The sequence below is a fragment of the Rurimicrobium arvi genome, assembly GCF_039540495.1.
In the GTDB taxonomy this organism is placed as follows: domain Bacteria; phylum Bacteroidota; class Bacteroidia; order Chitinophagales; family Chitinophagaceae; genus Rurimicrobium; species Rurimicrobium arvi.
The window spans coordinates 778,332-803,975 of the sequence record NZ_BAABEZ010000022.1 but is presented as its reverse complement, the minus strand read 5'-3'; the positions used below and the strand labels follow the sequence as shown (position 1 = coordinate 803,975).

General features: G+C 48.5%; 27 protein-coding genes. 8 read left to right on the top strand and 19 right to left on the bottom strand.

The genetic code is table 11. From position 1 onward, the window contains the following. Window positions 1-164: 164 nt before the first annotated feature. Together ABD846_RS10230 and ABD846_RS10225 are read left to right on the top strand one after the other, a co-directional pair. The gene (locus ABD846_RS10230) at window positions 165-2,411 is read left to right on the top strand and encodes a RelA/SpoT family protein (RefSeq protein WP_344826235.1); all 2,247 of its coding nucleotides are present in this window, start codon (window positions 165-167) and stop codon (window positions 2,409-2,411) included. Window positions 2,412-2,424: 13 nt separating this feature from the next. Further along, a complete protein-coding gene (locus ABD846_RS10225; RefSeq protein ID WP_344826232.1) occupies window positions 2,425-2,940 on the top strand; it encodes a hypothetical protein in 516 nt (171 codons plus the stop codon). 1 nt (window position 2,941) lies between these two features. On the opposite strand, the gene rlmB is transcribed toward ABD846_RS10225, so the two are convergent. The 6 genes from rlmB to ABD846_RS10195 all read right to left on the bottom strand — a co-directional run bounded on the left by rlmB (window position 2,942) and on the right by ABD846_RS10195 (window position 8,282). Next, window positions 2,942-3,718, bottom strand: coding sequence for a 23S rRNA (guanosine(2251)-2'-O)-methyltransferase RlmB (gene rlmB / locus ABD846_RS10220; protein ID WP_344826229.1), 777 nt, complete (start codon window positions 3,716-3,718; stop codon window positions 2,942-2,944). A gap of 15 nt (window positions 3,719-3,733) precedes the next feature. After that, on the bottom strand, window positions 3,734-4,444 hold the full coding sequence (locus ABD846_RS10215) for a YebC/PmpR family DNA-binding transcriptional regulator (protein WP_344826226.1): 711 nt from the start codon (window positions 4,442-4,444) through the stop codon (window positions 3,734-3,736). 74 nt (window positions 4,445-4,518) lie between these two features. Continuing rightward, window positions 4,519-4,848, bottom strand: a complete 330-nt coding sequence (locus tag ABD846_RS10210) for a hypothetical protein (protein ID WP_344826223.1) — start codon at window positions 4,846-4,848, stop codon at window positions 4,519-4,521. A 9-nt stretch (window positions 4,849-4,857) separates the two neighbouring features. Beyond that, window positions 4,858-5,478 carry a MiaE family protein gene (locus ABD846_RS10205; RefSeq protein WP_344826220.1) on the bottom strand — a complete coding sequence of 207 codons (621 nt, stop codon included), beginning with the start codon at window positions 5,476-5,478 and terminating at the stop codon, window positions 4,858-4,860. A gap of 76 nt (window positions 5,479-5,554) precedes the next feature. Continuing rightward, on the bottom strand, window positions 5,555-7,033 hold the full coding sequence (locus ABD846_RS10200) for a hypothetical protein (RefSeq protein ID WP_344826217.1): 1,479 nt from the start codon (window positions 7,031-7,033) through the stop codon (window positions 5,555-5,557). Window positions 7,034-7,130: 97 nt separating this feature from the next. Further along, complete coding sequence (locus tag ABD846_RS10195; RefSeq protein WP_344826213.1) at window positions 7,131-8,282, bottom strand: hypothetical protein; 1,152 nt, start codon at window positions 8,280-8,282, stop codon at window positions 7,131-7,133. Window positions 8,283-8,393: 111 nt separating this feature from the next. Between ABD846_RS10195 and proS the strand changes: the two genes are divergently transcribed. Next, on the top strand, window positions 8,394-9,875 hold the full coding sequence (proS, locus tag ABD846_RS10190) for a proline--tRNA ligase (protein ID WP_344826210.1): 1,482 nt from the start codon (window positions 8,394-8,396) through the stop codon (window positions 9,873-9,875). Here proS and ABD846_RS10185 read toward each other — a convergent pair. From ABD846_RS10185 to ABD846_RS10155, 7 genes are all read right to left on the bottom strand, one after another. Continuing rightward, window positions 9,872-10,489: a TrmH family RNA methyltransferase gene (locus tag ABD846_RS10185; RefSeq protein ID WP_344826207.1), complete on the bottom strand. Its 618-nt coding sequence runs from the start codon at window positions 10,487-10,489 to the stop codon at window positions 9,872-9,874. The two genes, proS and ABD846_RS10185, sit on opposite strands and share 4 nt — an antisense overlap. 73 nt (window positions 10,490-10,562) lie before the next feature. Next, entirely contained in the window at window positions 10,563-10,832 is a 270-nt protein-coding gene (locus ABD846_RS10180; RefSeq protein WP_344826204.1) for a hypothetical protein, read from the bottom strand. Window positions 10,833-10,954: 122 nt separating this feature from the next. Beyond that, a complete protein-coding gene (gene mqnE, locus ABD846_RS10175; RefSeq protein WP_344826201.1) occupies window positions 10,955-12,109 on the bottom strand; it encodes an aminofutalosine synthase MqnE in 1,155 nt (384 codons plus the stop codon). A 1-nt stretch (window position 12,110) separates the two neighbouring features. After that, the gene (locus ABD846_RS10170) at window positions 12,111-13,418 is read right to left on the bottom strand and encodes a zinc-dependent metalloprotease (protein ID WP_344826198.1); all 1,308 of its coding nucleotides are present in this window, start codon (window positions 13,416-13,418) and stop codon (window positions 12,111-12,113) included. 10 nt (window positions 13,419-13,428) lie between these two features. Beyond that, a complete protein-coding gene (locus ABD846_RS10165; protein WP_344826195.1) occupies window positions 13,429-14,025 on the bottom strand; it encodes a bifunctional nuclease family protein in 597 nt (198 codons plus the stop codon). Between the two features lie 66 nt (window positions 14,026-14,091). Then, window positions 14,092-16,614, bottom strand: a complete 2,523-nt coding sequence (locus ABD846_RS10160; RefSeq protein ID WP_344826193.1) for a DNA gyrase/topoisomerase IV subunit A — start codon at window positions 16,612-16,614, stop codon at window positions 14,092-14,094. 144 nt (window positions 16,615-16,758) lie between these two features. Beyond that, window positions 16,759-17,181, bottom strand: coding sequence for a DUF4190 domain-containing protein (locus ABD846_RS10155; RefSeq protein ID WP_344826190.1), 423 nt, complete (start codon window positions 17,179-17,181; stop codon window positions 16,759-16,761). A gap of 108 nt (window positions 17,182-17,289) precedes the next feature. On the opposite strand from ABD846_RS10155, the gene ABD846_RS10150 reads away from it, so the two are divergent. The 4 genes from ABD846_RS10150 to ABD846_RS10135 are packed head-to-tail and all read left to right on the top strand — an operon-like array spanning window position 17,290 to window position 21,166. After that, the gene (locus tag ABD846_RS10150; protein WP_344826187.1) at window positions 17,290-18,258 is read left to right on the top strand and encodes a stage II sporulation protein M; all 969 of its coding nucleotides are present in this window, start codon (window positions 17,290-17,292) and stop codon (window positions 18,256-18,258) included. A 19-nt stretch (window positions 18,259-18,277) separates the two neighbouring features. Further along, window positions 18,278-18,973, top strand: coding sequence for a DUF4129 domain-containing protein (locus ABD846_RS10145; RefSeq protein WP_344826184.1), 696 nt, complete (start codon window positions 18,278-18,280; stop codon window positions 18,971-18,973). Further along, window positions 18,970-20,202, top strand: a complete 1,233-nt coding sequence (locus ABD846_RS10140; RefSeq protein WP_344826181.1) for a DUF4350 domain-containing protein — start codon at window positions 18,970-18,972, stop codon at window positions 20,200-20,202. The genes ABD846_RS10145 and ABD846_RS10140 overlap by 4 nt, the downstream gene beginning before the upstream one ends. After that, window positions 20,177-21,166: an AAA family ATPase gene (locus ABD846_RS10135; RefSeq protein WP_344826178.1), complete on the top strand. Its 990-nt coding sequence runs from the start codon at window positions 20,177-20,179 to the stop codon at window positions 21,164-21,166. The genes ABD846_RS10140 and ABD846_RS10135 overlap by 26 nt, the downstream gene beginning before the upstream one ends. Here ABD846_RS10135 and ABD846_RS10130 read toward each other — a convergent pair. From ABD846_RS10130 to ABD846_RS10115, 4 genes are all read right to left on the bottom strand, one after another. After that, complete coding sequence (locus tag ABD846_RS10130) at window positions 21,163-21,585, bottom strand: hypothetical protein (RefSeq protein ID WP_344826175.1); 423 nt, start codon at window positions 21,583-21,585, stop codon at window positions 21,163-21,165. The genes ABD846_RS10135 and ABD846_RS10130 overlap by 4 nt on opposite strands. A 73-nt stretch (window positions 21,586-21,658) precedes the next feature. Next, the gene (locus tag ABD846_RS10125; RefSeq protein ID WP_344826172.1) at window positions 21,659-22,252 is read right to left on the bottom strand and encodes an alpha-ketoglutarate-dependent dioxygenase AlkB family protein; all 594 of its coding nucleotides are present in this window, start codon (window positions 22,250-22,252) and stop codon (window positions 21,659-21,661) included. Continuing rightward, a complete protein-coding gene (locus ABD846_RS10120) occupies window positions 22,245-23,216 on the bottom strand; it encodes a YitT family protein (RefSeq protein ID WP_344826170.1) in 972 nt (323 codons plus the stop codon). Before ABD846_RS10120 ends, ABD846_RS10125 begins: the two co-directional genes overlap by 8 nt. A 97-nt stretch (window positions 23,217-23,313) precedes the next feature. After that, window positions 23,314-23,760, bottom strand: a complete 447-nt coding sequence (locus ABD846_RS10115; RefSeq protein WP_344826167.1) for a type I restriction enzyme HsdR N-terminal domain-containing protein — start codon at window positions 23,758-23,760, stop codon at window positions 23,314-23,316. Between the two features lie 128 nt (window positions 23,761-23,888). Here ABD846_RS10115 and ABD846_RS10110 point away from each other — a divergent pair, with 128 nt between their 5' ends. After that, entirely contained in the window at window positions 23,889-24,620 is a 732-nt protein-coding gene (locus tag ABD846_RS10110; protein ID WP_344826164.1) for a C40 family peptidase, read from the top strand. On the opposite strand, the gene ABD846_RS10105 is transcribed toward ABD846_RS10110, so the two are convergent. Together ABD846_RS10105 and ABD846_RS10100 are read right to left on the bottom strand one after the other, a co-directional pair. Further along, complete coding sequence (locus ABD846_RS10105; protein ID WP_344826161.1) at window positions 24,594-25,253, bottom strand: spermidine synthase; 660 nt, start codon at window positions 25,251-25,253, stop codon at window positions 24,594-24,596. The genes ABD846_RS10110 and ABD846_RS10105 overlap by 27 nt on opposite strands. A 41-nt stretch (window positions 25,254-25,294) precedes the next feature. After that, window positions 25,295-25,621, bottom strand: coding sequence for a DMT family transporter (locus ABD846_RS10100; RefSeq protein WP_344826157.1), 327 nt, complete (start codon window positions 25,619-25,621; stop codon window positions 25,295-25,297). Window positions 25,622-25,644: the final 23 nt, after the last annotated feature.

Here is a 25,644-nt window from a genome sequence, read left to right as displayed (position 1 = left end):
TAGGGACCTTTTAAACCAATAAACCGTATATAAAATGAAACATATAGTATGTAGCAAATACCGTGCCATACTTTCAAATTGTTTTATTTTTTCTAAAAAATATTTTATCAGCATTGGCGATTTGGTAGATATAGGTACGTGGTTTAAATTGGCAATAGAAATTTATGGGAGATTACAACTTAAACGAAGAAGAAGAAAAGAAGCTCATTCTGAGAGAATACCGCGCTTTGCTCCGCGCTTTGAAATCGCGCATAAAAAAAGGGGACAAAAAGCTGATTCGCCGTGCGTTTGAAATTTCGGCCGATGCTCATAAGGATATGCGCCGCAAATCCGGTGAGCCGTACATTCTGCATCCGCTTGCCGTGGCACGCATTGTGGTGGAAGAGATCAGCCTGGGCGTGACCTCCGTTATATGTGCTTTACTGCACGATGTTGTGGAGGATACCGAGCTTACGCTTGAAGACATGCAGCAGGAATTTGGCACTACCATTGCCAAGATCATCGACGGACTCACAAAAATTGCCAACGTGGTAGACGGCAATGCCGAAACTTCGATGCAGGCAGAAAACTTCCGGAAAATTCTGATGGCGCTTGCCGAAGATCCGCGTGTGATCCTGATCAAGCTTGCTGACAGGCTGCATAATATGCGGACGCTCGGAAGCATGGCGAGAGATAAGCAACTGAAAATATGTTCCGAAACGACTTATATCTATGCACCGCTCGCACACCGTCTCGGTCTTTATGAAATAAAATCCGAGCTCGAAGATCTCGCGCTGAAATACACACAACCGGAAACTTACACTTCCATAGCGAACAGGCTGAAGGAAACGAAACGTGAACGCACGCGTTATATCAACGAATTCATCCGTCCTATTAAAGAGGAACTCGTTAAGGCGGGATTTAACTTCGATATATACGGCCGTCCGAAATCGATCAATTCAATCTGGAATAAGATCCGGACAAAACATGTGACGTTTGAGGAAGTGTACGACCTGTTCGCGATCCGTATCGTGCTAGATTCTGAATATGAAAAAGAGCGGGAAGACTGCTGGAAGGTATATTCGATCATAACAAACTTTTACCGGCCCAGTCCCGAACGATTACGCGACTGGCTGAGCGTACCCAAGGGAAATGGCTATGAGGCGCTGCATACAACCGTAATGGGCCCGGGAGGGCGCTGGGTGGAAGTGCAGATAAAGTCCGAACGCATGAACGCGATTGCGGAAAAGGGACTTGCAGCTCACTGGAAATACAAAGAAGGCGTTCCGAAGCCACAGGAAAATAAACTGGATGCGTGGCTGCATCATCTGCGCGATGTGCTGAACAGTCCCGATACAGATGCGCTGGACTTTATGCAGGATTTCAAGCTGGATCTGTTTACCGAAGAGATCTACGTGTATACGCCGAAAGGTGATATGCGTGTATTGCCGAAAGGGGCCACGGCACTTGATTTTGCATTTGATATCCACTCTGAACTGGGCGCGCGCTGTATCGGTGCGAAAGTGAATTATAAACTGGTGCCACTGAGTCATGCGCTGAAAAGCGGAGATCAGATAGAGGTGATCAGCTCCGGCAAACAGAAGCCGGGCGAGGACTGGCTGAACTTTGTGGTAACAGCGAAAGCCAAGTCGCGTATCAAATACTACTTAAAGGAGCAGAAACGTAAGATCGCCGAGGGCGGCAAAGAAATTGTGGAACGCAAATTGTCTCACATGGGTGCGGCAATGAATGCACATAATATTGCCGAACTGGTAACACATTTTAAAAAGCAATCGGCTCTGGATGTATTCTACGCGATTGCCGTAGGAAATATCGACATCAAAGAACTGAAAGACTTTTCAGTGAACGGAGACAAGCTGGTGCCCCCTGCAAAAGTGCAGGAACTGAAGCATGCCGCACCTGCTCTTTCCAATGAAGAAATACAACGCCAGAAGCCACCCAAAGGGACGGAACTGATTATATTCGGTGAGTCTTCTGATAAGATATTGTACAAGCTCGCGCAATGCTGCCAGCCTATCCCGGGAGATGATGTGTTCGGATTTATTACCGCGGGCGAAGGATTGAAGATCCATCGGGCCGACTGTCCGAATGCGGCTCGCCTGCTATCACATTATGGTCACAGGGTTGTCAAAACCAAATGGGCTAAAAACAAAGAAATTTCTTTCCTCAGCGGTGTGCGCATCACAGGTCTTGACGATGTGGGCGTTATCCGTAAGATCACGAATATCATTTCCGACAGTCTGAATATGAATATGCGCTCCATCAGTATCGACTCGCAGGACGGTATTTTTGAAGGAACGATCATGGTGTATGTGCATGATAAGGACGAATTCGAGCGTCTGTGTCATGAACTTGCAGGGTTAGAGGGTATTATAACGGTGGAACGTCTGGAAGAAACGCCGGAAAAATAAAAAACAGCAACATTTGTCACTACCGGGCCGGAACGATTATTATCTCGAGGCGCTGACGCCATCCGAGCTCGCTTTTCTCCAGAAGAAGGCCGGTAAGCAGGTACGCACATACCGTTTGCTGGTGCGGATATTGCTGATAGGTGCCGTCTGTATCTCGTTTGCCGGCGGCTGGAAAAATGTACGCAGTGACAAATGGCCCTTTAATACGGTCACGGTTTTTTCCTGGGAAAATTACTTTATCACACTCCTGATTTTATGTGTGCTTTTTTTGTTTGCCGTACGCTTTTCCCGGCGCACGGAACTCTCGAAGATCATCAAGGATATGAAGCAGCGGGTAAAAGTGGTGGAACGGGTGATGATCGAAAAGAAAACGTTCCTCCCGCACAACAATACGTTCCATTTTTACCTGAATTCTGCCACCAGGTTGAGTATACAGGTGGAGGAGCAGGACTTTATGATATTGAACGAGGGGGATGAGATAAATATAGAATATTCCCGGAATGCGGGAGTGTACTTCGGATATTTTTAGATCACTGAAGCAGCCGTTGCTTCGCTGCTTCATATAAAATCATTCCCGCAGCTACAGATACATTGAGCGAATCAAAAGAGTTGGCCATAGGAATATGTATGAGCTGATCGGCACGTTTAATCACATCTTTGCCGATACCCGTATCTTCTGCTCCCATTACAATCGCTGACGGAGCCGTAAAATCTGCTTCAAAAACAGGCACGCTGGCTTTCAGATGTGTACCCAGTACCTGTATCCCATTCAGGCGCAGAATATCTATCGCCTGCGGTACGGAAGGAATGCGGCAGAGCATGATCTGCCTGAGTGCACCGGCGGATGTTTTAATGGCTTCTTCCGTAAGCGATGCGGCGTGGGATGTGGGAAGGATCAGTCCCTGGGCTCCGCAGCAAAGCGCGCTGCGTGCAATAGCGCCCACATTACGTACATCAGTTACTCCGTCAAGCAATACGAAAAGCGGCACTTGTCCTTTATCGGTAATAAAGCTGATCGCTTCCTGCAGGTCTACATACTCCAGCAGGCTTGTCCAGGCGATGACTCCCTGATGCTGCGTTTTTGTCAGGTTGTTCAGTTTCTCTACCGGTACCTGGCTTACGGGGACGTTCCGTTCTTTTGCCAGTTGTTTGATATGGCTGATATCTTCGCCGGTGGCGCTTCTCAGCAGGAAAATCTTTTCTACGGACTGCCCCTGCTCCAGTGCCTCTGCGACAGGCTTGCGACCTACCAGCAAAGGCAATGGAGATTTGGGTCTCGGGGAAAAATGTTTTTTACGGTGTTCCATCAATACGGTTAATGGTTAAGCCATATTGTGGAATACGAGCTGTACGTCATCATCTTCTTCCAGGCGCGCGATCAGTTTTAAAACGTCCTCAGCCTGTTCGTCGCTGATGGCGACCGTATTTTCGGGGATCCACTGGATTTCTGATGAGACAGGAATGATATTTCTTTCCTCCAGTGCTTTCTGCATATTGCCAAAGTCGGTAAATCCGCAGCGCACGATCAGGTTGCCTTCAGAGTCTTCACCTAGTTCTTCCAGTCCGGCATCAATGAGTTCCAGCTCAAGGTCTTCCGGATTCAATCCCTCCGGATTCAGCTTGAAGGTTCCGAGGTGCTTGAACATAAACCCTACGGAACCGCTGTTGCCGAGGTTTCCGCCGCCCTTATTAAAATGGGAACGTACGTTTGCCACGGTGCGGGTGGTATTGTCTGTAGCAGTAACCACCATCAGCGCAATGCCATGAGGCCCGTATCCTTCATAGATAACCTCTTCGTAGTTGCTGGTATCTTTTCCGAGTGCGTTTTTAATAGCCGATTCGATGCGGTCTTTAGGCATGTTCACGCTCTTCGCATTCTGAATGATACGGCGCAGCGCAGGGTTGGTGTTTGCGTCGGGGCCGCTTTTTTTAACGGCGATCACGATTTCCTTTCCGATACGGCTGAATTGTTTTGCCATACGATCGTAGCGGGCAAACATGGTGGCTTTCCTTACTTCAAATATGCGACCCATAACTCTGTGTTGTTAATTTGTCTTGATTTTGGACGGCAAAATTAACGGTAATTCTCCAAAAACGGAAAGGTACTTTACCAACTCAGGTCACTGTCGGTGTCGCGATTGGCCGGGTTTTCTTTTTTAGAGCGTACCGACGCCAGGCGCCTGTCCAGGATGAGTTTTGCAATTGCCAGGTTCACATCCTGCTGAAGCATCGCCTCACGCAGCAGATCTTCCCGGACGTCTATTTTGTACATCAATTGAAAAAAGACACCGCTCTGGTGCTGCAGCATATACGCCACGCGGTCGGCAAGTGCAGCCAGCAGTTGTTCTTCACTGATATAATCCAGCACTGCCGGTCGCAGATCTTCCGGGAGTCCGGCATTTAGCTGCTGTTGTTGCTTTGCGTTCAGGTCTGACATTGTCCGTTTTTAGTGTATACGGTCTCCTTTAATCTCCAATTGCTGCATGATCTCCGCTTCATAGTCAAGATACTCCTGCCAGCGTTGTTCCACCTTTTCCGGTGCCATATACAAAGCTGCCAAGTCGATCATCAGGCGGTAATGGCCTGCTTCGGCCACCATGAACTTGTGATAGAATTCACGCAGCTGCGCATCGTTTACGTATAAAGATAAAAGGCGGAACCTTTCACAGCTCCGGGCTTCGATGAGCGCAAATCCGATCAGACGTTCCGCAACGCGGTCCATGCGCTTGTCGTGTTTCCGTTCAAACGCGCGCAGCGCATTCACATAATGGTCCTTGCGCTGTCGCCCCAACGGAAGTCCCCGTTTATCCAGCTCTGCGAGCACAGCTCTGAAATGGCCCCATTCTTCCGTCACCACAGGTGCAAGCGCGCGTACCATCTCGGTACATTCTGAAAACGTCTGTATCAGCGAAATGCAGGAAGTAGCCGCCTTTTGCTCACAATAAGCATGGTCTGTGAGTATGTCTCCGATGCTCAGCTGGGTAAGATCCACCCAGCGGGGATCGGTAGGCAGTTTCAGGCCCAGTACGTGTTTGTGATCTTCAGGAACAAGTGGGGTAGTGCTCATAAGGCGAAATTAGTAAAGCGCGTATAAAAAAAGACCACCGGCATATACCGGTGCTCAAAAAGATATTCAAAGGGCATTACAGTTTCCAGCCAACCGTAATCACGCCATAAGTAGGGCTGTTCCTTATTTCGGCTACCTGTGGCTGGTTGTAGCCATTAGCCAGCACGTAGGGCTGTTCGTATGTTTTGTAATAGCTTTTCGTGATTGCGAAGTCTATGAAAGATTGCTCAAAGCGATATCCGATCCCGAACGAAAAATCATTGCGGTCGCTCATGTACAGTTTTTGTTTGAACGGAGAACCGTAGAAGCCATATCCGCCGCGAACCATGAATTGATCAAACCGCAATTCCAGTCCTGCACGTAAGTTGGATGCACCGGTATACAGCGATTTGATGTAACTGTTGTACTGCTGTTGCTCGGTCGGAAAATTTTCAAAGTGATAACGCATGGTATTGTAGGTTACGTACTCATAATCCATCGACAAAAAGCCATATTTACCAAGGATGCCTGTTGCGCTCGCAATCACTTTCATTGGAGATACATAAGTATACTCAAACTGGTTCTGAGGCGAAGAAATGCCATTCGTTCCGAATACGTTGCTGGTAACGGAAATATCGTTATCCGATGTTTCTTTGAGCGTATAGAGCGTAGGAGTATGCACTGCCAGACCTGCTCTGAAGTAATTGTTGAATTTGTAGATCATACCGAGTTTCAGGTTGACTCCGGTTCCGTTGGTACGAACGGATTCATTGTAGCTGAAGTGATCAAAACTGTCGGATGTAGCTGCGTTAATCGTTTCCTCATACATCGTTGAGTAGGATTTGTGATTCAGGAAGTCGATTCCCAATGTACCGCCGATCAGTAATTTGTCCCGGTAATTACCGCCTGCGGATATCGCCATTTCGGTAATACCGCCTTTTTCCTGTACGGTTCGTTGCTGATTGATGCCTGATGTGTAAGGGACCAGCGAAAGCAAATTGCCTGAAAGCAGGTACGACTGGTATCCCAGATAAGCAGGGGTGCCCGCGCCCTGGTTCGGACCTACATCATCCGGATGAGATAAGGCATCCGCTTCAAAATACTGGCTTGCAGATCCGTTATAGCTTGTCCCGTTATAATTATAGGTCCTGTTGAAATCAGCAACACGGTTCAGTCCGAAGCCGAAGCTGGTGGACTTCCAGTCGGCGCGGTCGTAATTTTTTGAAGAAGCAGCATCCGTGAACACCGCACCCATATTGTTGAATCCGAAACGCACGTTGTTGTCGTCGCTGGATTTTCCCTGCCATATGCTGTTGTTGCTGCTGAAACGAAGTCCAGGTGTGAACATTACTTCCGAGCTTCTGTAGATGCCTATTCCGGCAGGGTTCACGCTCAGGGATGAAAAGTCTCCGCCTACGGAGCCCAGCGTATTGCCGAAGCCCATTGAGCGTGCCGTCCCGAACGAATTGTACTGTCCATACTTGCCGAGGTTGAGGACGTCCTGCGCATATGACGACTGGGACAATGCCAGCGCGGCAGTCATCATACCTATTCCTGAAAATGCGCGTAATTTCATCTTGTTGAGATTATTTAAGGTGAGACATAAGAACACAACTTATCCTGCTGCATAGCGCAACCGATAAAAAGGAAATACGTTGAAATACTGAAAGTTTTTAGCGACGACCTCCGCCGAATCCGCCCATGCGGCCACCACCGCCTCCGCCACCGCCGAATCCGCGGGCAGGAGCGCTGTTGAATGAAGGAGAAGCCCCGCGACCGCCACCGAAGCTCGGTGCAGACTGACGTTCGAAACCTGCATCAGCCGGACGGGAGCGGAAACCTCCCTGCTGTTGATCGGGCATCGTGTTCTGAACACCTCTTCCACCCATTTCGGTCATTGCAGGACGTCCGCCACCGGAAGGCATATTCATCGAAGATCTTTGCGGAGCCACATCATTATAATTGTTGTACTGGCGTCCGCCACCTACGTTACCAGCATTGCCGCCGCCGAAAAATCCTCCTCTGGGGCGCATTCCGGATGACTGGTTATCCACCTGACGCGGATTTACATTCATGCCTGAATTCGGACCTGCATTGCGCATAATCGCACCGGACATTCTTCCCCCTCCTGGTACGGAAGAATTGTACGTCCTGCCGATGTTATTGTTCGCAATATTATTCATGGAAAAGCGCGGACCATAAGTCACACCGCGGCTCGCAGCGCCGCCCCAGCCGTTGTTATATCCTGAATATAATCCGGCGTAGTAACCATTCCAGTAGCTGCCGTAATAACCACCGCATCCCCAGTTGCTGTAACCCCAGCCACCGTAATAGGAAGGATAATAAAAGCTGTTGAACGGACTATAACCATACCAGTTCTGCCATCCCCAGTAAGAACTCCAGTAAGGACCGCCACCGAAGCTGATGCCAACGCCTACGTTATTCCAGGGGCTCCATCCCCAATAAGGATCCACCCAATAAGGGTTATACCAGTAAGGGTTGGAAAAAGTGCTGAAATAGGGACGTGCATAAAAACTGGACGATCCAAAGCGGTTGATCGAAGACGAATAATAATAATTATCGTCGTCGTTGTAATCAACGTAATTGTCGCCGCTGTATGCAGAGGTGTTATTATTGAAATTATCATCCGACGGACGATCATAGTCTGATGCATCCGATGACTGATAATTGCTGCGGTCTTTTTTATGTTTCGAACTCACCGGTCCGTTCGAATAAATATCATCCTGATAAGTATTGCCACTTTGCGCCTGCGCTCCGGTAGCCAGAGTGAGACCGAGTACTGCTGTCAGCATTAAAGTTTTCATCGCTAAAAAGAATTGATGATTATAGGAGCATTTAAAACTCAACCCGAAATTACTACATTTGCCGCGCAGTAATTGCAAACTAGGATATAAAATCAAAAGGAAAGTTTAAGGATGGGCAATTCATTAACAAGTCGTTCACAGGACTACTCCCAGTGGTATAACGATCTGATATTAAAAGGCGGACTTGCCGACTATTCGGCGGTCAGAGGTTGTATGGTGATCAAGCCTTACGGCTTTGGCCTCTGGGAAAATATGAGGGATGTGCTGGATCGCAAATTTAAGGAGACCGGGCATCAGAATGCTTATTTCCCTTTGTTCGTACCCAAAAGCCTGTTTGAGGCCGAGGAAAAAAATGCCGAAGGTTTTGCCAAAGAATGTGCCGTGGTTACGCATTATCGTCTGAAAGCGGACCCTGACAACAAAGGAAAGCTGATTGTAGACCCGAATGCGCGTCTGGAAGAGGAGCTGGTGGTACGTCCCACATCTGAAGCCATCATCTGGAATACTTATAAAAACTGGATACAAAGCTATCGCGATCTGCCGATCCTGATTAACCAGTGGGCGAACGTAGTGCGCTGGGAAATGCGTACGCGGCTGTTCCTTCGTACGGCCGAATTCCTTTGGCAGGAAGGGCATACAGCCCATGCTACCAAAGCCGAAGCCATAGAGGAAACAAAGAAAATGCTTGATGTGTATGCCGACTTCGCCGAGCAGTACATGGCATTGCCGGTACTGCGTGGTGTGAAAAGTGCAAACGAGCGTTTCGCCGGCGCGGAAGATACCTATTGTATTGAAGCGCTGATGCAGGACGGGAAAGCTTTACAGGCGGGTACTTCACATTTCCTGGGGCAGAATTTTGCCAAAGCTTTTGACGTGAAATTTGCCGATAAGGAAAATAAGCTTGAATATGTATGGGCAACTTCCTGGGGCGTTTCCACCCGTCTGATCGGTGCGCTGGTAATGGCGCATAGTGATGATGAAGGACTGGTGATTCCCCCGCGTATTGCTCCTTTACAGGTGGTGATCGTTCCGATTTACAGTAAGGATGAAGCCATGAAAGCCCGCCTGGATGCAAAAGCCGGCGAGATCATCAAAGAACTGCGCGCCAAAGGCGTTTCTGTGAAGTATGATAACGACGACAGCAATCGTCCGGGGTGGAAATTCGCAGAACACGAATTGCGCGGCGTTCCCGTGCGTATTGCTTTAGGTCCCCGCGATATGGAAAATAACTTAGCCGAAGTGGCGCGCAGGGACACAAAGGAAAAACTGTCTGTTTCGCTTGACGGTATCAGCAATTATGTAGCTGATTTGCTGGAAGAGATCCAACAGCAAATGTTCAATAAAGCATTGAAGTTCCGTGAAGAAAACAGCAGAAATGCGGATACCTGGGAAGAGTTTGTCCGTCTGCTGGATGAACAGCCTGGCTTTATTTACGCACATTGGGACGGCACTCCGGAAACGGAGGAAAAGATCAAGGAGCTTACCAAAGCGACGATCCGTTGTATTCCTCTGGACAATCCACAGGAAGAAGGAAAATGCATCCTTACAGGAAGTCCTTCTGCTCAGCGCGTAGTCTTTGCGAGGGCATACTAATCAATACTGCCTTTTTCAGATTGAGAGTTGTATCGTTCGGTCCACCGGGCATACAACTCTTTTTTATGCGCCACATCCAATCCGCCACCGCCATCATACATGCCCGCAGCCTGACGCTGCCGGTATGCTTCATAAAGTGTCACAGCACAGGCGACGGAAACGTTCAATGATCTGATCATGCCTTTTTGCGGTATCATGAAATTGTCTTCGCAGTGATCCAGCAGTTCATTGGAGAGCCCGTATCGTTCATTGCCGAAAGCAAGCGCTATACGGCCTGTCAGATCCATTTCGTAGAGAGAGTGCGCACCGGAGCCGAGGTGGGTACCCCATATTTTATATCCCCTGTTCCTGATGGCCGCAACGCAATCCGGGAGATTATTGTACGAATGGATACTGGTCCATATTTCGGCGCTTCTGGCAGCGCGGCGTCCGGCAAGCTCGATTTCCCTGTTGTCCGTATCCAGCAGGTATATATCCTGAACGCCTACAGAATCTGCGCTGCGGAGTATGGCAGCTACGTTGTGCGGGTCTTTCACGTTTTCCAGCAACAGTACCAGGCTTCCCTGTCTGTTGGCTAATACTTCCTCAAACCGTGCTTTTCTTTCTGGTCGCATGAGATGTAGATGTAAGCAGATGAAAAAAGCATCCCTGGAAGAGATGCTTTTCTGATAAATGGTAATTGTTTTTCTAGTAGCGGTAACGACTTCCACGGTAATGATACGGATCTCTTCCGCCTCTGTGGCCGCGCCAGTCGGACCGATATTGGTTTTTGTAATTTTTTCCTCTGGAAGAAGTCCGGATAGCTTTACGGTTATAATTTATCGTGGTGGTGCGTGGGGGCGGTGCCTGACGGTATTGCGGACGACCTCTGTGCCTGAATAAGAAACAGGAAGAGAACGTCGCAGACATGGCGAAAGCAGAGAGTACCAGCAGGAATATAGTAAAGAATCTACGCATTGTGTTGTTGTTTAAAGGTGGTGTCATTCAATTTCGTACGAAAGGATGATCACCTCTTAAGGACGAAGATAAAAAATAAATTTCCTGAAAGCAAAACTTTAAAGAAGGTATTTTTTGCTTTTTTATAACGCTTGTTCCGCTCCTTCGTACACCTTAAGTTCGTTGTAACGTGTATCGCGCTCTACAGGCACTTTACCAACCATGCGGATCAAATCGCAAAGGTCGTCGGTGCTCATGGTGGGGATCTGTTCTTCAGAACCCGCCATTGAATAGATCCTGGTGGTATCGTCTATAGTTCCGTCCAGGTCGTTTACGCCGAAAGAAAGACTGAGTTGCGCATTTTGTCTTCCGAGCATAGGCCAGTATGCCTTCAGATTGCGGAAATTGTCCATAAACAGGCGTGATATGGCATACAGGCGCATGTCTTCCACCAGGCTGATTTCTCCCAGATGACTCATGTCATTGTCACCGCTGCGGTATTTAAGCGGAATGAAGCAGTTAAACCCGCCTGTTTTGTCCTGTAATGCGCGTAAGCGGCTCATATGGTCGATGCGATGCGCATAAGTCTCATAGTGACCATACAACATCGTGGCATTGGTAGGCATATCCAGCTTATGCGCGGTTTCGTGAATCAGCAGCCACCCATCAGCATCCACTTTATCCGGGCATATTTTTTCGCGAATTTCTGCATCGAAGATTTCAGCTCCGCCGCCCGGCAAAGACTGTAACCCTGCTTCTTTCATTTTTTGCAGGCCTTCTTCCACACTGAGTTTTGCCTTGCGGAACATATAATCCAGCTCTACGGCGGTAAAACCTTTAATATGTAAGTCGGGGCGATGTGCTTTGATTTTCTGCAGCAGTTCACAGAAGAATTCAAGGTTCATTTTAGGATGTACACCCCCTACGATGTGCACCTCGGTAACGGGCTGGCCATCATATTTACGCACCATATCCATCATCTGCTCCATACTCAGTTCCCATCCTTCATCACGATGCTTGTACAGTCGTGAGTAAGAGCAGAAATGGCAGGTAAATACGCAGACATTGGTAGGCTCAATATGAAAGTTTCGGTTGAAATACACTTTATTGCCGTGCAGCCTTTGTGCCGTAAAATTGGCCAGGGCGCCGACAAATGCCAGTTCTCCTTTTTCAAAAAGGGCTATTCCGTCTTCTTCACTGATGCGTTCGCCACGGTATATTTTCTGTGCAATGGTTTTAAGTTGCTGGTCCTGTGTCTGATCTATGATCGCTTCTATTCCGCTGTTAGGTTGTTGCATTTTATTGCAGGATTATTTTCTCTTGAATATTTTGGTTGTTGCAGATGCACTGTACAAAGTAAACGCCTTTGGCCAGATGGCTCATATCGATTGAGACAATATTGGCTTCGGTCGTTTCTATTACTTTTTGTCCCATGATGTTGTATACGACCACGGATTTAACGGATGTACTCGCGTTATTGTAAGTCAGGTACAATATGCCCTTGCTGGGGTTGGGTCCTATATGTATTTTTTCGGGAGCAGTTACCTGCGTGTCGCTCAGGTAAGGGTTGAGCGTGAGCGAATAGGAATGACCGGTTTCTGCTACCTCGGACTGCATCACATTTGCCTGCTCCTGTGTGAACATATACATTGCGGTATCATCGGTATAGTCCATATAGTTCATGAACATAATACCGTTATCAGCCGGAGTGCATACATCGTAACGGGGGAATTTCGGGTTGCCGGTGGCCGCATCTCCTTCAAGCGGAGTGTCGCTGATGCCATCATCACCGTCGCAGGTTCCGCCATCGTCTCCCCAGGTATGCCAGATGTAGAAATAGTGGCCCATTTCGTGGGTGAGTGTACGGCCATGATCAAATTTGTTCAGGAAATACTGCGATGCACTTGTGCGCGCGCCGAATATTCCGGAATTGATCGCAATGCCCCATTCGGGAATAGTGAAATCTGAGTAGTAGGGTGGTGCAGTAATCCCGAGCACGGTTGCGGACGAAGCAGTGAGATTCGTCACCCATACATTGAGATACCGTTTCGGATCCCAGGCTTCTGTGCCGCCCGTAGCGGTGAATTTTACGCCTTTGGCAGCATTGATTGCTGAAAAGGAAGTGCCGCTTGCCACAATTTTTACATCATAGCCGGGCGTATATCCTCCGGTCGGATCTACATGAGCCGAAGCGAAACGGATGCCCACATTTGCATACAATGAGCTCCATACCGCCGGAACTTTGGATTTGTCGGCATTGGCGCCGTTAAAGTCGGCATTCAATACTTCGAGCTGACTGCGCACGCGCTCGGCAATGCCTGCGTTGCTGCCCAGTTTGATGTAGGTGTTTGTATCAACGACGATATGAAATACAACCGGAATCGGACCCGGGTCGGTAGCTGTTTTCATCAGCGCCTGCTGCATATTACGTGCCTGAATGGCTTTTTGAGCGGTAGCTTTCTTCAGATCCGTTTCCCGGAGCTTAAATCCCGGGAAGCTTTGCTCCATGCTGCTGCTCATGATCTCCTGGCCGCAACGGATCACATCCTGCGCTTTTGTGCATACTGCAAACAAAAGGGATGCGGTGATTAACAGGGATGATTTCATAGGTAAGCGTTTAGTCTTTGTTAGCCCTTGTATTCAACTCGTCTCTTATCTGGATCGCTTTCACATAATCCTCCTGCTCCAGCGCTTCATTCAATAATTCATTCAGTGTTTCCACGCTCATTTTTTTCAGGTCGCCCGAAGCGGCCTCTCCGGCCGACTGTGCCTGAATGGCTCTTTTTGACGGTCGCTCTTCGCTGTTGAGGAAGATGCCCGCCGACTCGATTATATTGTCGTATGTATAAATGCGGCAATGCGCCCTTACGGCTAAAGCCAAAGCGTCTGAAGTCCTTGAATCGATTTCGATATCTGCGCCGCCTTCCTGCGCGCAAACCAGCTTCGAAAAAAAGATACCTTCTTCCAGCTTGTAAATAATCACCTCTTTCAGTTCGATATCAAATTGTTTTATAAAGCCGAAAAAAAGATCGTGTGTCAGCGGTCGTGTCGGTTGCATACGTTCCAGAGCGACTGCAATGGCCTGTGCTTCAAAAGCGCCGATAACGATAGGTACGCGTCGCTGACCATCTATCTCTCCCAATACGATCGCATAGGAATTATTTTGTGTAATGCTGTGCGACAATGCAATGATCTCCAGTTCAATTTTTTTCATGAATCAAAATATTCCTTTCCTCAAAATTCCGAGTGACTATATGTATGTATAAAGGTACTGCTTTATTTAAAATAATGTTGGCCGCTCCGCGCTCGATTCCTCATTGGGTATCAACGTTATTTCCTTAACATCCGCGATGCCGAGTTTCTTGCCGACGGCTTTCCAGCCGGTTACCTCCGCGAATTCCGAAAGGGCAATCTGCTGCTCTGTCCATTCGCTTTTCTTTTTCCCGCTGCGCACGATGATGTTCGGTTCGCTCGCTGTACTTACTGTAGCCAGGTAATTGCCGGTGCCTTCTTTAATAAAAGAGAACTTGTTCTTCAGCGTATGTGTTTCCACCACAAAACGCTTTGCATAATACTGTCCGCTGGCAGCATCGTAATACACCGCAGAAACCACATCCTCCGGGTGGAACTTCTGAATATGCAGGGTATACTCCGTTTCATACCGGTTGGTGAGCTCAAAATCAGTGAGTTCATAGCTTCCGTCTTTATAGAATGCAATGATTTTGTCATCGTCTGCGAAGCGTCCGAGCAACATACCGTTCTCGTCTTTGTTGAGACGGCCGGTATTGGGGTCATACCATATTTTAAGGGCAGAAAGGGTCGATTTCCCTTTTTCCTTAAGCTTGATATTTTTGATCGGGTATTTGGTTACCTGGTTTCCGCCGGCGCTGCGGTTTTTGATATCAAGCGTTTCAAATGAAAAATCAAGGTTCTTTACGCGCGCCTTACTGCCCGGAGACAGGTTGATCGTCACCACCTCCGCTTCTCCGTTCGGATTGGCGCTGAAGTACAATACTTTGCTGGCGGGGTTCCCTTTTGTAAGATCGTATTCCTTATCGCGCGTAACCCCCGTAACATTGAAGCGTTTTGCAAAAGCAATGCCCGTTTTACCATCGAGATAAATCATGTTGTAAGTGGTGCGCTCGTCATTTTTACGGAAAATGTCCACATGCTCGATGTCTTTACCGATAAAGTTCTTATCGCTCACTTTCGTTACCTGCATGGTCCCGTTTCTGCGGAACACGATGATCTGATCGAGATCGGAGCAGTCAAAAAGATATTCGTCTTTTTTCAGTCCGGTACCGATAAACCCTTCTTTGCGGTTCACGTACAGCTTTACGTTGGCGATAGCCACCACATTCGCCTGGATCGTTTCAAACAAGCGGATATCTGTCTGGCGTTCCCGGCCTTTCCCGTATTTTTTAAGAATGCCCTCATAATATTTGATGGCATAATCGTTCAGGTGTTCTATGTTGTTTTTCACTTCTCCGATAGCATCGTTTACGCCTTTGATATGCTCGTCGGCCTTAAATGCATCGAATTTGGAAATACGTTTAATGCGTATTTCTGTAAGCCTTACGATGTCGTCCTGAGTGATTTCCCTGCGGAATTGCTTTTTGTATGGTTTCAATCCTTTATCGATCGCCTCCAAAACGCCTTCCCAGGTTGTTTCCTCTTCAATGTCGCGATAGATGCGCTTTTCGATGAATATTTTCTCGAGTGATGAAAAATGCCAGTCTTCTTCCAGTTCCGAAAGCTTTATCTGCAGTTCGCGGAGCAGGAGTGCTTTGGTGTCCGCAACCGACTGTTTGAGCAGGTCTGAAGCGCTTACAAAATGAGGTTTGTCTTCAACAATCACGCAGGCATTCGGTGAAATGGATATTTCACAGTCAGTGAATGCATACAGGGCGTCGATGGTCTGGTCGGTAGAAATGCCTGTAGCCAGCTGCACCACTAATTCCACTTCTGCGGCGGTATTGTCACTGATACTTTTGATCTTGATCTTGCCGGAGTCATTCGCTTTCAGGATGCTGTCCACGAGCTGGGAAGTCGTCACACCATATGGTACACTGCGGATCGCGACACTTTTCTTATCGATGTCCTCGATTTTTGCACGTACACGGACTTTGCCGCCCCTCGCGCCGTCGTTGTAATTGCTTACATCGACGTATCCGCCGGTTGAGAAATCAGGATACAGCTCAAACGGCTTATTTTTCAAATGCCTGATGCAGGCTTCCAGCAGTTCGCAGAAATTATGCGGTAATATCTTAGTGGAAAGTCCTACCGCAATACCTTCCGCCCCCTGCGCGAGCAGCAGCGGAAATTTCATCGGCAGTGATAATGGTTCGTTCTTGCGACCGTCGTAGCTCAGTTGCCATTCCGTGGTCTTGGGGTTGAAGGCTACTTCCAGTGCGAATTTAGACAGGCGGGCCTCAATATAACGGGAGGCCGCCGCGCCGTCCCCGGTACGCTCATCTCCCCAGTTACCCTGGGTTTCTATCAGCAGGTCTTTTTGCCCGAGGTTCACAATGGCAGCGCTGATGGAGGCGTCTCCATGCGGATGGTACTGCATGGTTTGTCCGACAACATTGGCGACTTTATTAAATCGCCCGTCGTCCATTTCCTTCATCGCATGCAGGATGCGACGCTGTACCGGTTTCAATCCGTCGGAAACCGCAGGTACCGCGCGTTCCAGGATTACATAACTGGCGTATTCCAGGAACCAGTTTTCATACATGGAACCTATCATTACCGAATCCTGGTTATCTGAATATTGTTGTTGTGGTCCGTTCTCTTTGCTCATACAATTCCGCTTTCACTAATACGTTTTCGTGGTAGTGCGCAAAAGTATCTTTTTATCCGCAAATCTGCGACGATACCCCGGAACGGAAGGCCGGGTTAAAATTGCGTCAGGTGTTTACGACCGGATTTCTACTGTGTGAGCTGTCTACCAGGAAAATACATAAAACAGTAAAACCAGCATGAGCAAAAACAGTAAGGCTTGAAAGATACCCAGGACCAGTCCTGCGACTGCCAGACCCTGAAATCTTCTGTTGGTTTGCAAGCCTATGATACCCAGTACTATGGCGGCTGGAAAAATGCCCAGAAGCCCGGTTACAAAAGCAAGTATCCCATATATGCCCGAGTCATTTTCCCGCACGGGCATATTATAGGAATGCTCTGTACTTGTTTGTCTGATCTCCTGGCTATTTGCGGCGTTGAGCAGTATTTCTGCTTTCTCCATGCGTTTTTGCAGCTTTTGCGCACGGGTGGTTTCCTGCCGGCTTAAAGGAAAGGCTGCCTGTGAAACGGTAATACAGCAATGGATCGCCAGCAGAGCGATGAAGATCAGTTTTCTAAGGAATGACATAGTGAGTGGATACTGCCGCTAAAATAGTCTAATAGTTTATATCTTATGTATTGTCGTCAAATGAATTTTCTTGAAAGTTTCATTTATCTTGCTCTTCATTTCCGAAATATGCGCGAAGGACGCTTTATCAGTAAATATAAAGACCGTTGGAATCAATATCAGGCAGAACCGACAGATGATCCTGATGTGCTCGCCCGTCGCTTTGCCTACCTGGTAGACGATCTGGCATTCGCGCGTACCTTTTATAAAGACAGTAATACCACCCGGTATATAAACGGGATGGCTGCCGATATCTATCTGAGTATTTACCGGAACAGGAAAGAAAAGGGAAATCGTTTTGTAACTTTCTGGACGACTGAGCTGCCGCTGATCCTGTTCCGTCATCGAAAAGCGCTCTGGTTTTCTTTCGGACTGTTTCTCGCATTTTTTCTTCTGGGGATGGCGTCTTCTGCGGTTGAACCGGACTTCGCCCGTGCGATTCTGGGGAATGCTTATGTGGATATGACGCTGGAGAACATCGAAAAGGGAGACCCGTTCGGTGTTTATAAGTCCGGCGATTCGTTTACCATGTTTCTGCTGATCGCGTGGAATAATATCCGCGTGTCGCTATTGTTGTTTGGTATGGGGATCAGCTATGGTGTCGGTACGTTTTATTTTTTATTCCGCAATGCGCTGATGGTAGGTGTTTTTGAATACCTTTTTTACCGGAATCACCTGGGCGGGGATTTCTTTCTTGTGGTGTTCATTCACGGAACGCTTGAACTGTCTGCACTTGTTATTGCCGGAGCTTCGGGGTTTATGATTGCACGTGCGCTGATCTTTCCCGGAACCTATACAAGACTGGCCGCTTTGCGCCGGTCTTCACTCGATGCGGTAAAAGTAAGCCTGTCTCAGGTTCCCGTATTGCTGATCGCCGCATTTTTCGAAAGCTACGTCACCCGTCACACCGAGATGCCTGTATGGCTGAGCATAATAATTCTTCTGTTGTCGTTGCTGCTTGTGGCGGGCTATTTCCTGTATTATCCCTACAGGGTTTTTCAAAAAACTCAATCCCGGTTACTTGAGCAGGCTGCGTAATATAATCTTCTGTTGGGTGATGATCCTGAGCTGCCTGCATTCCGCGAATGTAGCCGCAGCTGTTGAGGAGCAGAAAGAGCAGGAGGTACAGACCGAAACAGTTTTGTACACTCCTTCAGATTCCGAATGGCAGTCACTTACACGCGATAAACACTTCAGCTATGCGCATGAGCGGGAAGGTGCGCTTGAAAAGAAGCCTGCAAATCACTTTCTGAACGGATTTATAGAATCGCTTATTTCTTTTTTTACTTCCGCGGCGGGGAAAGCGATCATATGGCTGCTGATTGCAGCTGTGGCCCTGTTCATTATTGTGCGTGTTGTGATCCCGGAATTCCGGACGTCAAAAAGAAAGAAGCAACAGGATAACAGTCTGGCCGGCGATACCGGGAATCCGGAGAGTCCCGAAGACCTGGAAAGCGGGCTTTGGGAGGAGAAAATGGCACGGGCAGTGAGCGAGGCGCTTTACGCTGATGCAACGCGTTTTGCTTACCTCGCAATATTAAAGTTGTTATCGCAGAAAGGTCAGATCACGTTCCGTTCGGAAGCTACCGATTTTGATTATTACCGTGAGCTGACGGAAGGGACTTTAAAGGAGTCTTTTCGTAATCTGCTGCTGCGTTACCAGTATGCATGGTTCGGACGGTTTCCGGTTGCCGAAGCGGAGTGGCATCAGACCTACGTTTTGTATCAGAGTCTAAAAACCGCGATCAGATGAGTGTACGCTTAAGCCGGTACCTGTTGCTGTTTGTTCTGTTCCTGTCGGGCGGGTGTAAAAACGTATCGCGCACGAACTGGTCGGTGTCATTGAACCGGGAGGGAAAAGATCCCTACGATCTGTATCTGGGCTACCATTCTTTGCAATATTATCATCCCGAATCCGAGATCCGTATTTTGTCGGGATCGCTGGAATCGTTTCAGTCCGCTTCCGATTCGGCCAGGGAAATGATGTTGCTGATCGGCAGGGTAGTAAATTTTTCAAAGCAGGAGCGGGAACGACTTTACCAGTTTGTTTCTGAGGGGAACGACCTGGTCATATGCTCTTCAGGAATAGATCCGCAACTGCTGAACGACTTTCATCTCAGGCAGGAAGGCATACCGGAGAGCGATCCGCTGTCTGTGCTGAATCCGGCTGCGCCCAATGAAAAAGCCCTGTCTATTGAATCGCTGCCCGACGAGCGTTTTGGTATTTATGGCCGTAATATACGGGGGTATTTTGTGCGTACGACAGAGAGCCCGGACAGTACAGAATCTGAAGTGACGGAAGAAGGCTATGTACATGAAAGAGATACAACGCATCCGGACATTATATGCATCGCGCTGGGAGAAGGCCATGTGGTGCTTACCTCCACTCCCTTGCTGTTTACAAATTTTTTCCTGCTGCAACCGCACAACCGCAGGTATCTCGATGCATTCTGGAAGCACATAGGGCCTGATATTGCGCGTATTTACTGGGGCAATTTCCGGAATCGTAATCCTGAGATGTCTGATTGGGATGTATTGCTGCGTCATCCCGCTGTGCGAACTGCGATCCTGCTGGGTATTTTTCTGATGATTGTGTATCTGCTTGTTGAACGCAAGCGTAAGCAAAGGATCATTGCAGAGATACCACCGGTAGAGAATACATACGCATCTTTTATAGAAACGGTAGGCTTGTTGTATTACAATCATAAAGATCATCACAACCTGTGTGTGAAGCTGGAACAGCATTTTCTGGAATGGGTACGCATGCGTTTCCTGTTGCCGACAGAAGTGCTGGATGAGCATTTCATCGATGCGCTTTCCGCAAAAGCAGCGGTGCCCCGTTCGCAGGCAGCAGATGTCGTGTCAATGATTCATCGCATACGCTTAGGTGATGAGCCTTTAACCGATGCATTTTTGTTTGAATTTTACAGAACAATCAATTTATTTTACAGAGCAAATGGAACCGATGGATATAATGGATGATCAGCAGAACGCACCCGCTATGGGCGAAGCGTTCCGGATCGCCGAACTGCTCCGGCAGCAACTGGGTGAAATTATCGTAGGGCAGCAGGATATGCTGGAGTTACTCCTTGCCGGATTGCTGGCAGGCGGGCATCTGCTCATTGAAGGAGTTCCGGGCGTGGCCAAAACACTTACTGCAAAACTGCTTGCGAAAAGCCTGGATGTTGAGTTTTCACGAATCCAGTTCACACCCGACCTGATGCCCTCGGATGTAACCGGTACCAGCGTGTTCCATGCGCAGCAGGCCAGTTTTCAATTCCGCCGCGGACCCATATTCGCTAATGTTGTGCTGATCGATGAGATAAACCGTGCCCCGGCTAAAACGCAGGCAGCTTTATTTGAAGTAATGGAAGAACGGCAGGTAACGGTAGACGGCATCACGTATCCGATGAACAGTCCGTTTATGGTAATTGCCACGCAAAACCCGATTGAACACGAAGGAACTTATCGCTTACCTGAGGCACAGCTGGACCGTTTCCTGATGAAGATCAACGTCGGCTATCCTTCGCTTGAGGAAGAAGTGCAGATTCTGTCCCGTCAGCAGCAAACAGCCGTTGCACACCAGTTGGCAAGTGTAAACCCGGTACTGCATGCGTCCGATGTGCTGCGCGCTCAATCTGAAGTGCAGTCGGTACATGCAGAAGCAAACATCCTTCGCTTTACCGCACAGATCATTCATGCTACACGCAATCATCCTTCGCTGTTTGTGGGCGCCTCTCCGAGAGCTTCCATAGCATTGTTGCAGGTGGCTAAAGCAATAGCTGTTATACGTGGCCGCTCTTTTGTGATACCGGACGATGTGGCTTATGCAGTTGCACCGGTGTTACGGCACCGGGTAATGCTGACCCCTGAAAGAGAAATGGAAGGCGTGTCTGCCGATCAGGTATTGCGTGAGCTCCTGTCACATATTGAAGTGCCTCGCTAGGATTGCGTTTTTTCAATACGCCGGACCATACACTGAACGTCACGATCGTTTACATACCATTCCACGCAAATGCCGCTGGGATCGATGTCGGGTTGTTTCAGTATTTCCTGAAACGCATCGGCGATCTCATTCATTTTCTCCGGGAAATTATGAATAGTGATCTGGTAATAGCGACCTTCCTGAATGGTGTACTCGTGCAGTCCGAGAATATCCGCTTCCGTCGGATCGAGCTGCTCCGCAGCAGCATTATATCCGATCGTTCCGTCCGGTCTGGATTGTGACAGGCCAAAAAAGCGCCGCTGCGGATGCATCGGCATCATTTCGCGCAACTGATGATGTGTATCCTGAATCGTGTCGGGAAATTTCTGCGCCGGCAGACACAACACGTTTATATTTTCTGAAAGCAATACCTTTTCCATGACTCCTGATTTGACTTAAAGTTACTGGTGTATCCGACGTGTTGTTGCGGCAGCAGGCGGTTTTAAGGTATTCTTATCGATGCTCGGTAAAACGGCGGAATGTAAGGTTGATCCGCGCTTCGCGAACCGCAGCCATGCGGGGCAGACAGTGCTGCCAATGCTGCTGCAATGGCGGATACATCATAAGCAGAGAACCGGGTTCCAATAATACCGTTTCCGTTGTTTTGTCCCCAAGGTGCCTGAACCGGAACCGGCGCTGGGCTCCGAAGCTCAGAGAAGCGATCGGAAATCCGGGATCCATCACCGGTTCATTATCGCTGTGCCAGCTCATGCTTTCGGAACCATTATGGTACAGATTGGCAAGGCAGGAATTAAAGTAGTATCCTGTTTCCTGCAAAAGTCTGTCGCGGATCGACTGTAATTCCTGCGGAAACGGAAGCGCTTTTTTTACTGTTCCGGAATAGCGGTATTCGTACGATTTGTCGCCATACCATGCGGTTTTGCGCGCTGTGATAATCGTTTTTCCAAAGAGTTTTACTTCGTCCGGCTGCCAGTCGATTTCGTCTGATAATTTCCTGAAAATATCCTGTGCTGCAGCATCCGGAAAGAGTGCAGTAGTATAGGTGACAGATCCGTCCCTGTCAATGATCTGCAACGGGTTATTCATGCAGCGGGCGTTTTTTGATCATACCGCCTTTAGTGCTTTTAATACTGCTCATGACCATAAATGCATTCGTATCGATAAGCTCGATCTCGGTGCTCAGGCGGTTCAGTTCCAGCCGGGTGATCACCGTGTATATGATATCTGTATTGCGGGTTTCCCCGTTTTTGCCGTAGCCTCTTTTGCCACTGTAAACCGTTACGCCGCGTCCCATTTTTTCGATGATCATCTTACGGATCTCTTCATTATGCGAAGAGATGATCGTAACGCCGGTGTATTCTTCAATACCTTCCACGATAAAATCAAGCGTTTTAGACGCTGCGAGGTAGGTAATCATCGAGTACATCGCAATCTCCACAGACAACAGGTAGGCTGCAGCGGAAAAGATCAGTACATTGATCGCGATGATGATATCGCCGATCGTAGTACGCAGTTTACGACTCAGGTAGATGGCCAGCACTTCTGTTCCGTCGATCACTGCGCCGCCTCTCACCGAAAGGCCTATTCCCGCACCGAGGAAGAAGCCTCCGAAAACGGCGACCAGCAGGTTGTCGTTCGTAACGTCGGGGAAGTGGATCGTCGCGACGCAGAGCGCAAGACCACAGATCGCAAAAGCGGTTTTAACCGCAAACTGCTTTCCGATTGTGCGGAACGCGAGCAGGATAAACGGAATATTGATCAGTATCAGCAGCACGAACAGGGGGATGCCTGAAAGTGCGGATATCAATAATGAGATACCCGTGGCACCTCCATCTATAAAATGGTTGGTAAGCAGAAAGCCCTTGAATCCAAACGACGCAGAGAAAATTCCGGCGGCTATCAGCACGATATCTTTCAGCGTGCGCCGCGTGGATATTTTAAACTCCAGATAAGCTTTCGCCAGCATAAAAGACGAGAAAGTACGGGGTGCTTTCAGGCGATATCGCCGGGTGAGCCGTTTCGTAAAAAAATTCTGGAGCAGTCTGCGCATAGGCCGGTTTCTATTGGTAGGTTCGCTAAGATACCCGATTTCGGCCGAAGCATTTTGTGCCGGGCGCTTTTTTAGAAACTGTTATGATTTCCGCCGCTTATCTGGGGTATGCCGGGAATTGTGTCAGCCAGCGGATATCATTCACGTCGGTGGCGTCTGCGCAGCAATTGTCGTGTCCGTTACTGAGCAGCCAGAACGGAGCCGGAATACGCGAACGGTAATGCAGCAGCTGATGCAGTACTTTTTCGGATAACGGCACTTCGGGTGCTTTACACTCGGCAAGCAGCCATGGTTCACGGTGGCGGTCGTACACTACGAGGTCGTAGCGTTTTTTCAGCAGGCCGTAGCTGATCTGCCTTTCAATAGCGATCATGCCTGCCGGGTAAGCACACTCACGGATCAGGTAATGCACTAATGCCTGTCGTACATGCTCTTCGGGCGTGAGAAGCATCCACCGTTTGCGCAGAATATCCCATACACGGGTTTCCTGGCCTTCGGTACGTATGTTGAGCTGCAGGTTTTGCAGCAGATCGGCGGCAATCATAGAATGGCTGCAATTTACAAAGCCCTTTGCGTATCTGTATGTGGTACAAAAAATGTTACCTTAGCGTCGTCTATTTTTTATCGGTTATGGTTTTGTCTTACGGTATCTGTGTTGTCAGCGTCAGTCCTATGCATAAAGAGCCCCTGCACCGTTCGGAGCAGGTGAATCAGTTGTTATATGGAGATCGTGTCGAAATACTGGAATTAGATAATTTCTGGGCCAAGATCCGTGCTTTCGATGATGATTATGAAGGTTGGTGCCTCGTTAATCAGATTATGCCGGTGACGAAAAGGGAGTTCACCAAACCCGCCAAATACCTGAATGTATCGCATAAAGGGAGGCTTGTTTCCGAATACAACGAAATTCCCCTGCCGGTAGGTGCGGCATTACGGACACGCAATATGCTGCCTTCAGGCGAAAAGGTGAAGTTTAAAGGTAAAAAGGCGTTTGTGCCGGAGCTGAAGCCTTCGATGGAAAACATCGAATCCTGCGCCAGACGTTTCCTGGCTGCGCCGTATCAATGGGGCGGTAAAGTATTGCAGGGGGTGGATTGTTCAGGTCTTACCCAGGTGGTAATGAAGATCAATGGAATTCAGATAGCGCGCGATGCTTCACAACAGGCTATGCAGGGCGCTCCTGTCGCTTTTCTGCAGGAGGCGCGTTGCGGGGATCTGGCTTTTTTCGCAAACGAAGAAGGACGCATCAACCACGTAGGCATTCTGCTGGATGAACATGCAATTCTGCATGCTACGGAAACCGCCGGCTGTGTGGTGATAGATAAGATCGATCAGCAGGGTATTGTAAGTCGTACCCTCCGCAAGCGTACGCATGCGTTAAGACTCATCCGCCGCTTTTTTTAAGATCAGGATCCTGTTGATACCTATACTGATTACAGTTTCAGTGATAAAAAGGCTACCCGTCAGTTGTTGCAGGGCATTCCAGTCCTGCTCATTATTAATGATATAGTTGAACACAAGCGTTCCGCTCGTACTCAGCATGCGGGCGCAGTTTTTCAGGAAATCCTGTGTACATACAAAATGCGGTACAACCCGGTCCTGGAATATGTCCAATACAATAAGATCCCAGGTGCCCTGTTCTCTGCGGACCAGGTTTTGCACATCTTCGCAAATCCAGCGCACATTGGTTCGGTTATTCAGCTCCCGGCCCAGTCTCAGTATTTCTTCGTCAATATCCACCAGCAGGGTTTCCGGTAATGGCACCTTCAGGCTTTCCCATACTGATATAGCACTTCCCAGGCCGGCGCCGAGCACCAGCATATTGCGACAGGCAGGAAGCTTGCCCCTGATGTATGCGAAAGCTTTGGTTAGTGGCTGGTAATGGTCGCCATCCGAATACAGCGCCGACTCTGAAGCGAGCTGCCAGCGTCCCCGGAAATGATATAGTTTCATTTGCGGACTGGTGCGTCCTTCAAATGAATAGATGCGAACGGGATAAAAACGCGACAGCAATTTCTGAAATCGGCTAAGCTGCATGATATAATTTCCAGGCGTTCAAATGTAACGGATTTCGTGCTCTAATGAGATACGGCTTTTAGTCCCACAATAGAGCTGATCAGGGTAAACAGGAAAAATATACGCCAGAACGTTGCTGGTTCTTTGAATACAATGATGCCCACGATTGTTGTTCCCACTGCGCCGATACCGGTCCACACCGCATAGGCAGTACCCATCGGTAATGTCTGGGTGGCTTTTACCAGTAAGCCCATACTCAGGCTCAGCGCAGCAAGAAATCCTGCATACCACCATACGGCCAGGCTTCCCTGACTATGTTGTGCCTTGCCCAGGCAAAATGCAAATGCCACTTCAAATAATCCCGCAATGATGAGTAAAAGCCAGTTCATAATGGTATCGGTAATGAGTGCGT

What these genes read in the sequence shown, in the direction of transcription:
- ABD846_RS10180 (WP_344826204.1), bottom strand. Translation starts at nt 10,832, where the DNA reads ATGCGTAGATTCTTTACTATATTCCTGCTGGTACTCTCTGCTTTCGCC.
- ABD846_RS10130 (WP_344826175.1), bottom strand. Translation starts at nt 21,585, where the DNA reads ATGGAAAAGGTATTGCTTTCAGAAAATATAAACGTGTTGTGTCTGCCG.
- ABD846_RS10150 (WP_344826187.1), top strand. Translation starts at nt 17,290, where the DNA reads ATGCGCGAAGGACGCTTTATCAGTAAATATAAAGACCGTTGGAATCAA.
- ABD846_RS10165 (WP_344826195.1), bottom strand. Translation starts at nt 14,025, where the DNA reads ATGAAAAAAATTGAACTGGAGATCATTGCATTGTCGCACAGCATTACA.
- ABD846_RS10135 (WP_344826178.1), top strand. Translation starts at nt 20,177, where the DNA reads ATGGAACCGATGGATATAATGGATGATCAGCAGAACGCACCCGCTATG.
- ABD846_RS10105 (WP_344826161.1), bottom strand. Translation starts at nt 25,253, where the DNA reads ATGCAGCTTAGCCGATTTCAGAAATTGCTGTCGCGTTTTTATCCCGTT.
- ABD846_RS10140 (WP_344826181.1), top strand. Translation starts at nt 18,970, where the DNA reads ATGAGTGTACGCTTAAGCCGGTACCTGTTGCTGTTTGTTCTGTTCCTG.
- ABD846_RS10205 (WP_344826220.1), bottom strand. Translation starts at nt 5,478, where the DNA reads ATGAGCACTACCCCACTTGTTCCTGAAGATCACAAACACGTACTGGGC.
- mqnE (WP_344826201.1), bottom strand. Translation starts at nt 12,109, where the DNA reads ATGCAACAACCTAACAGCGGAATAGAAGCGATCATAGATCAGACACAG.
- ABD846_RS10185 (WP_344826207.1), bottom strand. Translation starts at nt 10,489, where the DNA reads ATGCGACCAGAAAGAAAAGCACGGTTTGAGGAAGTATTAGCCAACAGA.
- ABD846_RS10110 (WP_344826164.1), top strand. Translation starts at nt 23,889, where the DNA reads ATGCATAAAGAGCCCCTGCACCGTTCGGAGCAGGTGAATCAGTTGTTA.
- ABD846_RS10160 (WP_344826193.1), bottom strand. Translation starts at nt 16,614, where the DNA reads ATGAGCAAAGAGAACGGACCACAACAACAATATTCAGATAACCAGGAT.
- ABD846_RS10215 (WP_344826226.1), bottom strand. Translation starts at nt 4,444, where the DNA reads ATGGGTCGCATATTTGAAGTAAGGAAAGCCACCATGTTTGCCCGCTAC.
- ABD846_RS10115 (WP_344826167.1), bottom strand. Translation starts at nt 23,760, where the DNA reads ATGATTGCCGCCGATCTGCTGCAAAACCTGCAGCTCAACATACGTACC.
- ABD846_RS10125 (WP_344826172.1), bottom strand. Translation starts at nt 22,252, where the DNA reads ATGAATAACCCGTTGCAGATCATTGACAGGGACGGATCTGTCACCTAT.
- ABD846_RS10155 (WP_344826190.1), bottom strand. Translation starts at nt 17,181, where the DNA reads ATGTCATTCCTTAGAAAACTGATCTTCATCGCTCTGCTGGCGATCCAT.
- rlmB (WP_344826229.1), bottom strand. Translation starts at nt 3,718, where the DNA reads ATGGAACACCGTAAAAAACATTTTTCCCCGAGACCCAAATCTCCATTG.
- ABD846_RS10230 (WP_344826235.1), top strand. Translation starts at nt 165, where the DNA reads ATGGGAGATTACAACTTAAACGAAGAAGAAGAAAAGAAGCTCATTCTG.
- ABD846_RS10210 (WP_344826223.1), bottom strand. Translation starts at nt 4,848, where the DNA reads ATGTCAGACCTGAACGCAAAGCAACAACAGCAGCTAAATGCCGGACTC.
- ABD846_RS10120 (WP_344826170.1), bottom strand. Translation starts at nt 23,216, where the DNA reads ATGCGCAGACTGCTCCAGAATTTTTTTACGAAACGGCTCACCCGGCGA.
- proS (WP_344826210.1), top strand. Translation starts at nt 8,394, where the DNA reads ATGGGCAATTCATTAACAAGTCGTTCACAGGACTACTCCCAGTGGTAT.
- ABD846_RS10195 (WP_344826213.1), bottom strand. Translation starts at nt 8,282, where the DNA reads ATGAAAACTTTAATGCTGACAGCAGTACTCGGTCTCACTCTGGCTACC.
- ABD846_RS10200 (WP_344826217.1), bottom strand. Translation starts at nt 7,033, where the DNA reads ATGAAATTACGCGCATTTTCAGGAATAGGTATGATGACTGCCGCGCTG.
- ABD846_RS10100 (WP_344826157.1), bottom strand. Translation starts at nt 25,621, where the DNA reads ATGAACTGGCTTTTACTCATCATTGCGGGATTATTTGAAGTGGCATTT.
- ABD846_RS10145 (WP_344826184.1), top strand. Translation starts at nt 18,278, where the DNA reads ATGATCCTGAGCTGCCTGCATTCCGCGAATGTAGCCGCAGCTGTTGAG.
- ABD846_RS10170 (WP_344826198.1), bottom strand. Translation starts at nt 13,418, where the DNA reads ATGAAATCATCCCTGTTAATCACCGCATCCCTTTTGTTTGCAGTATGC.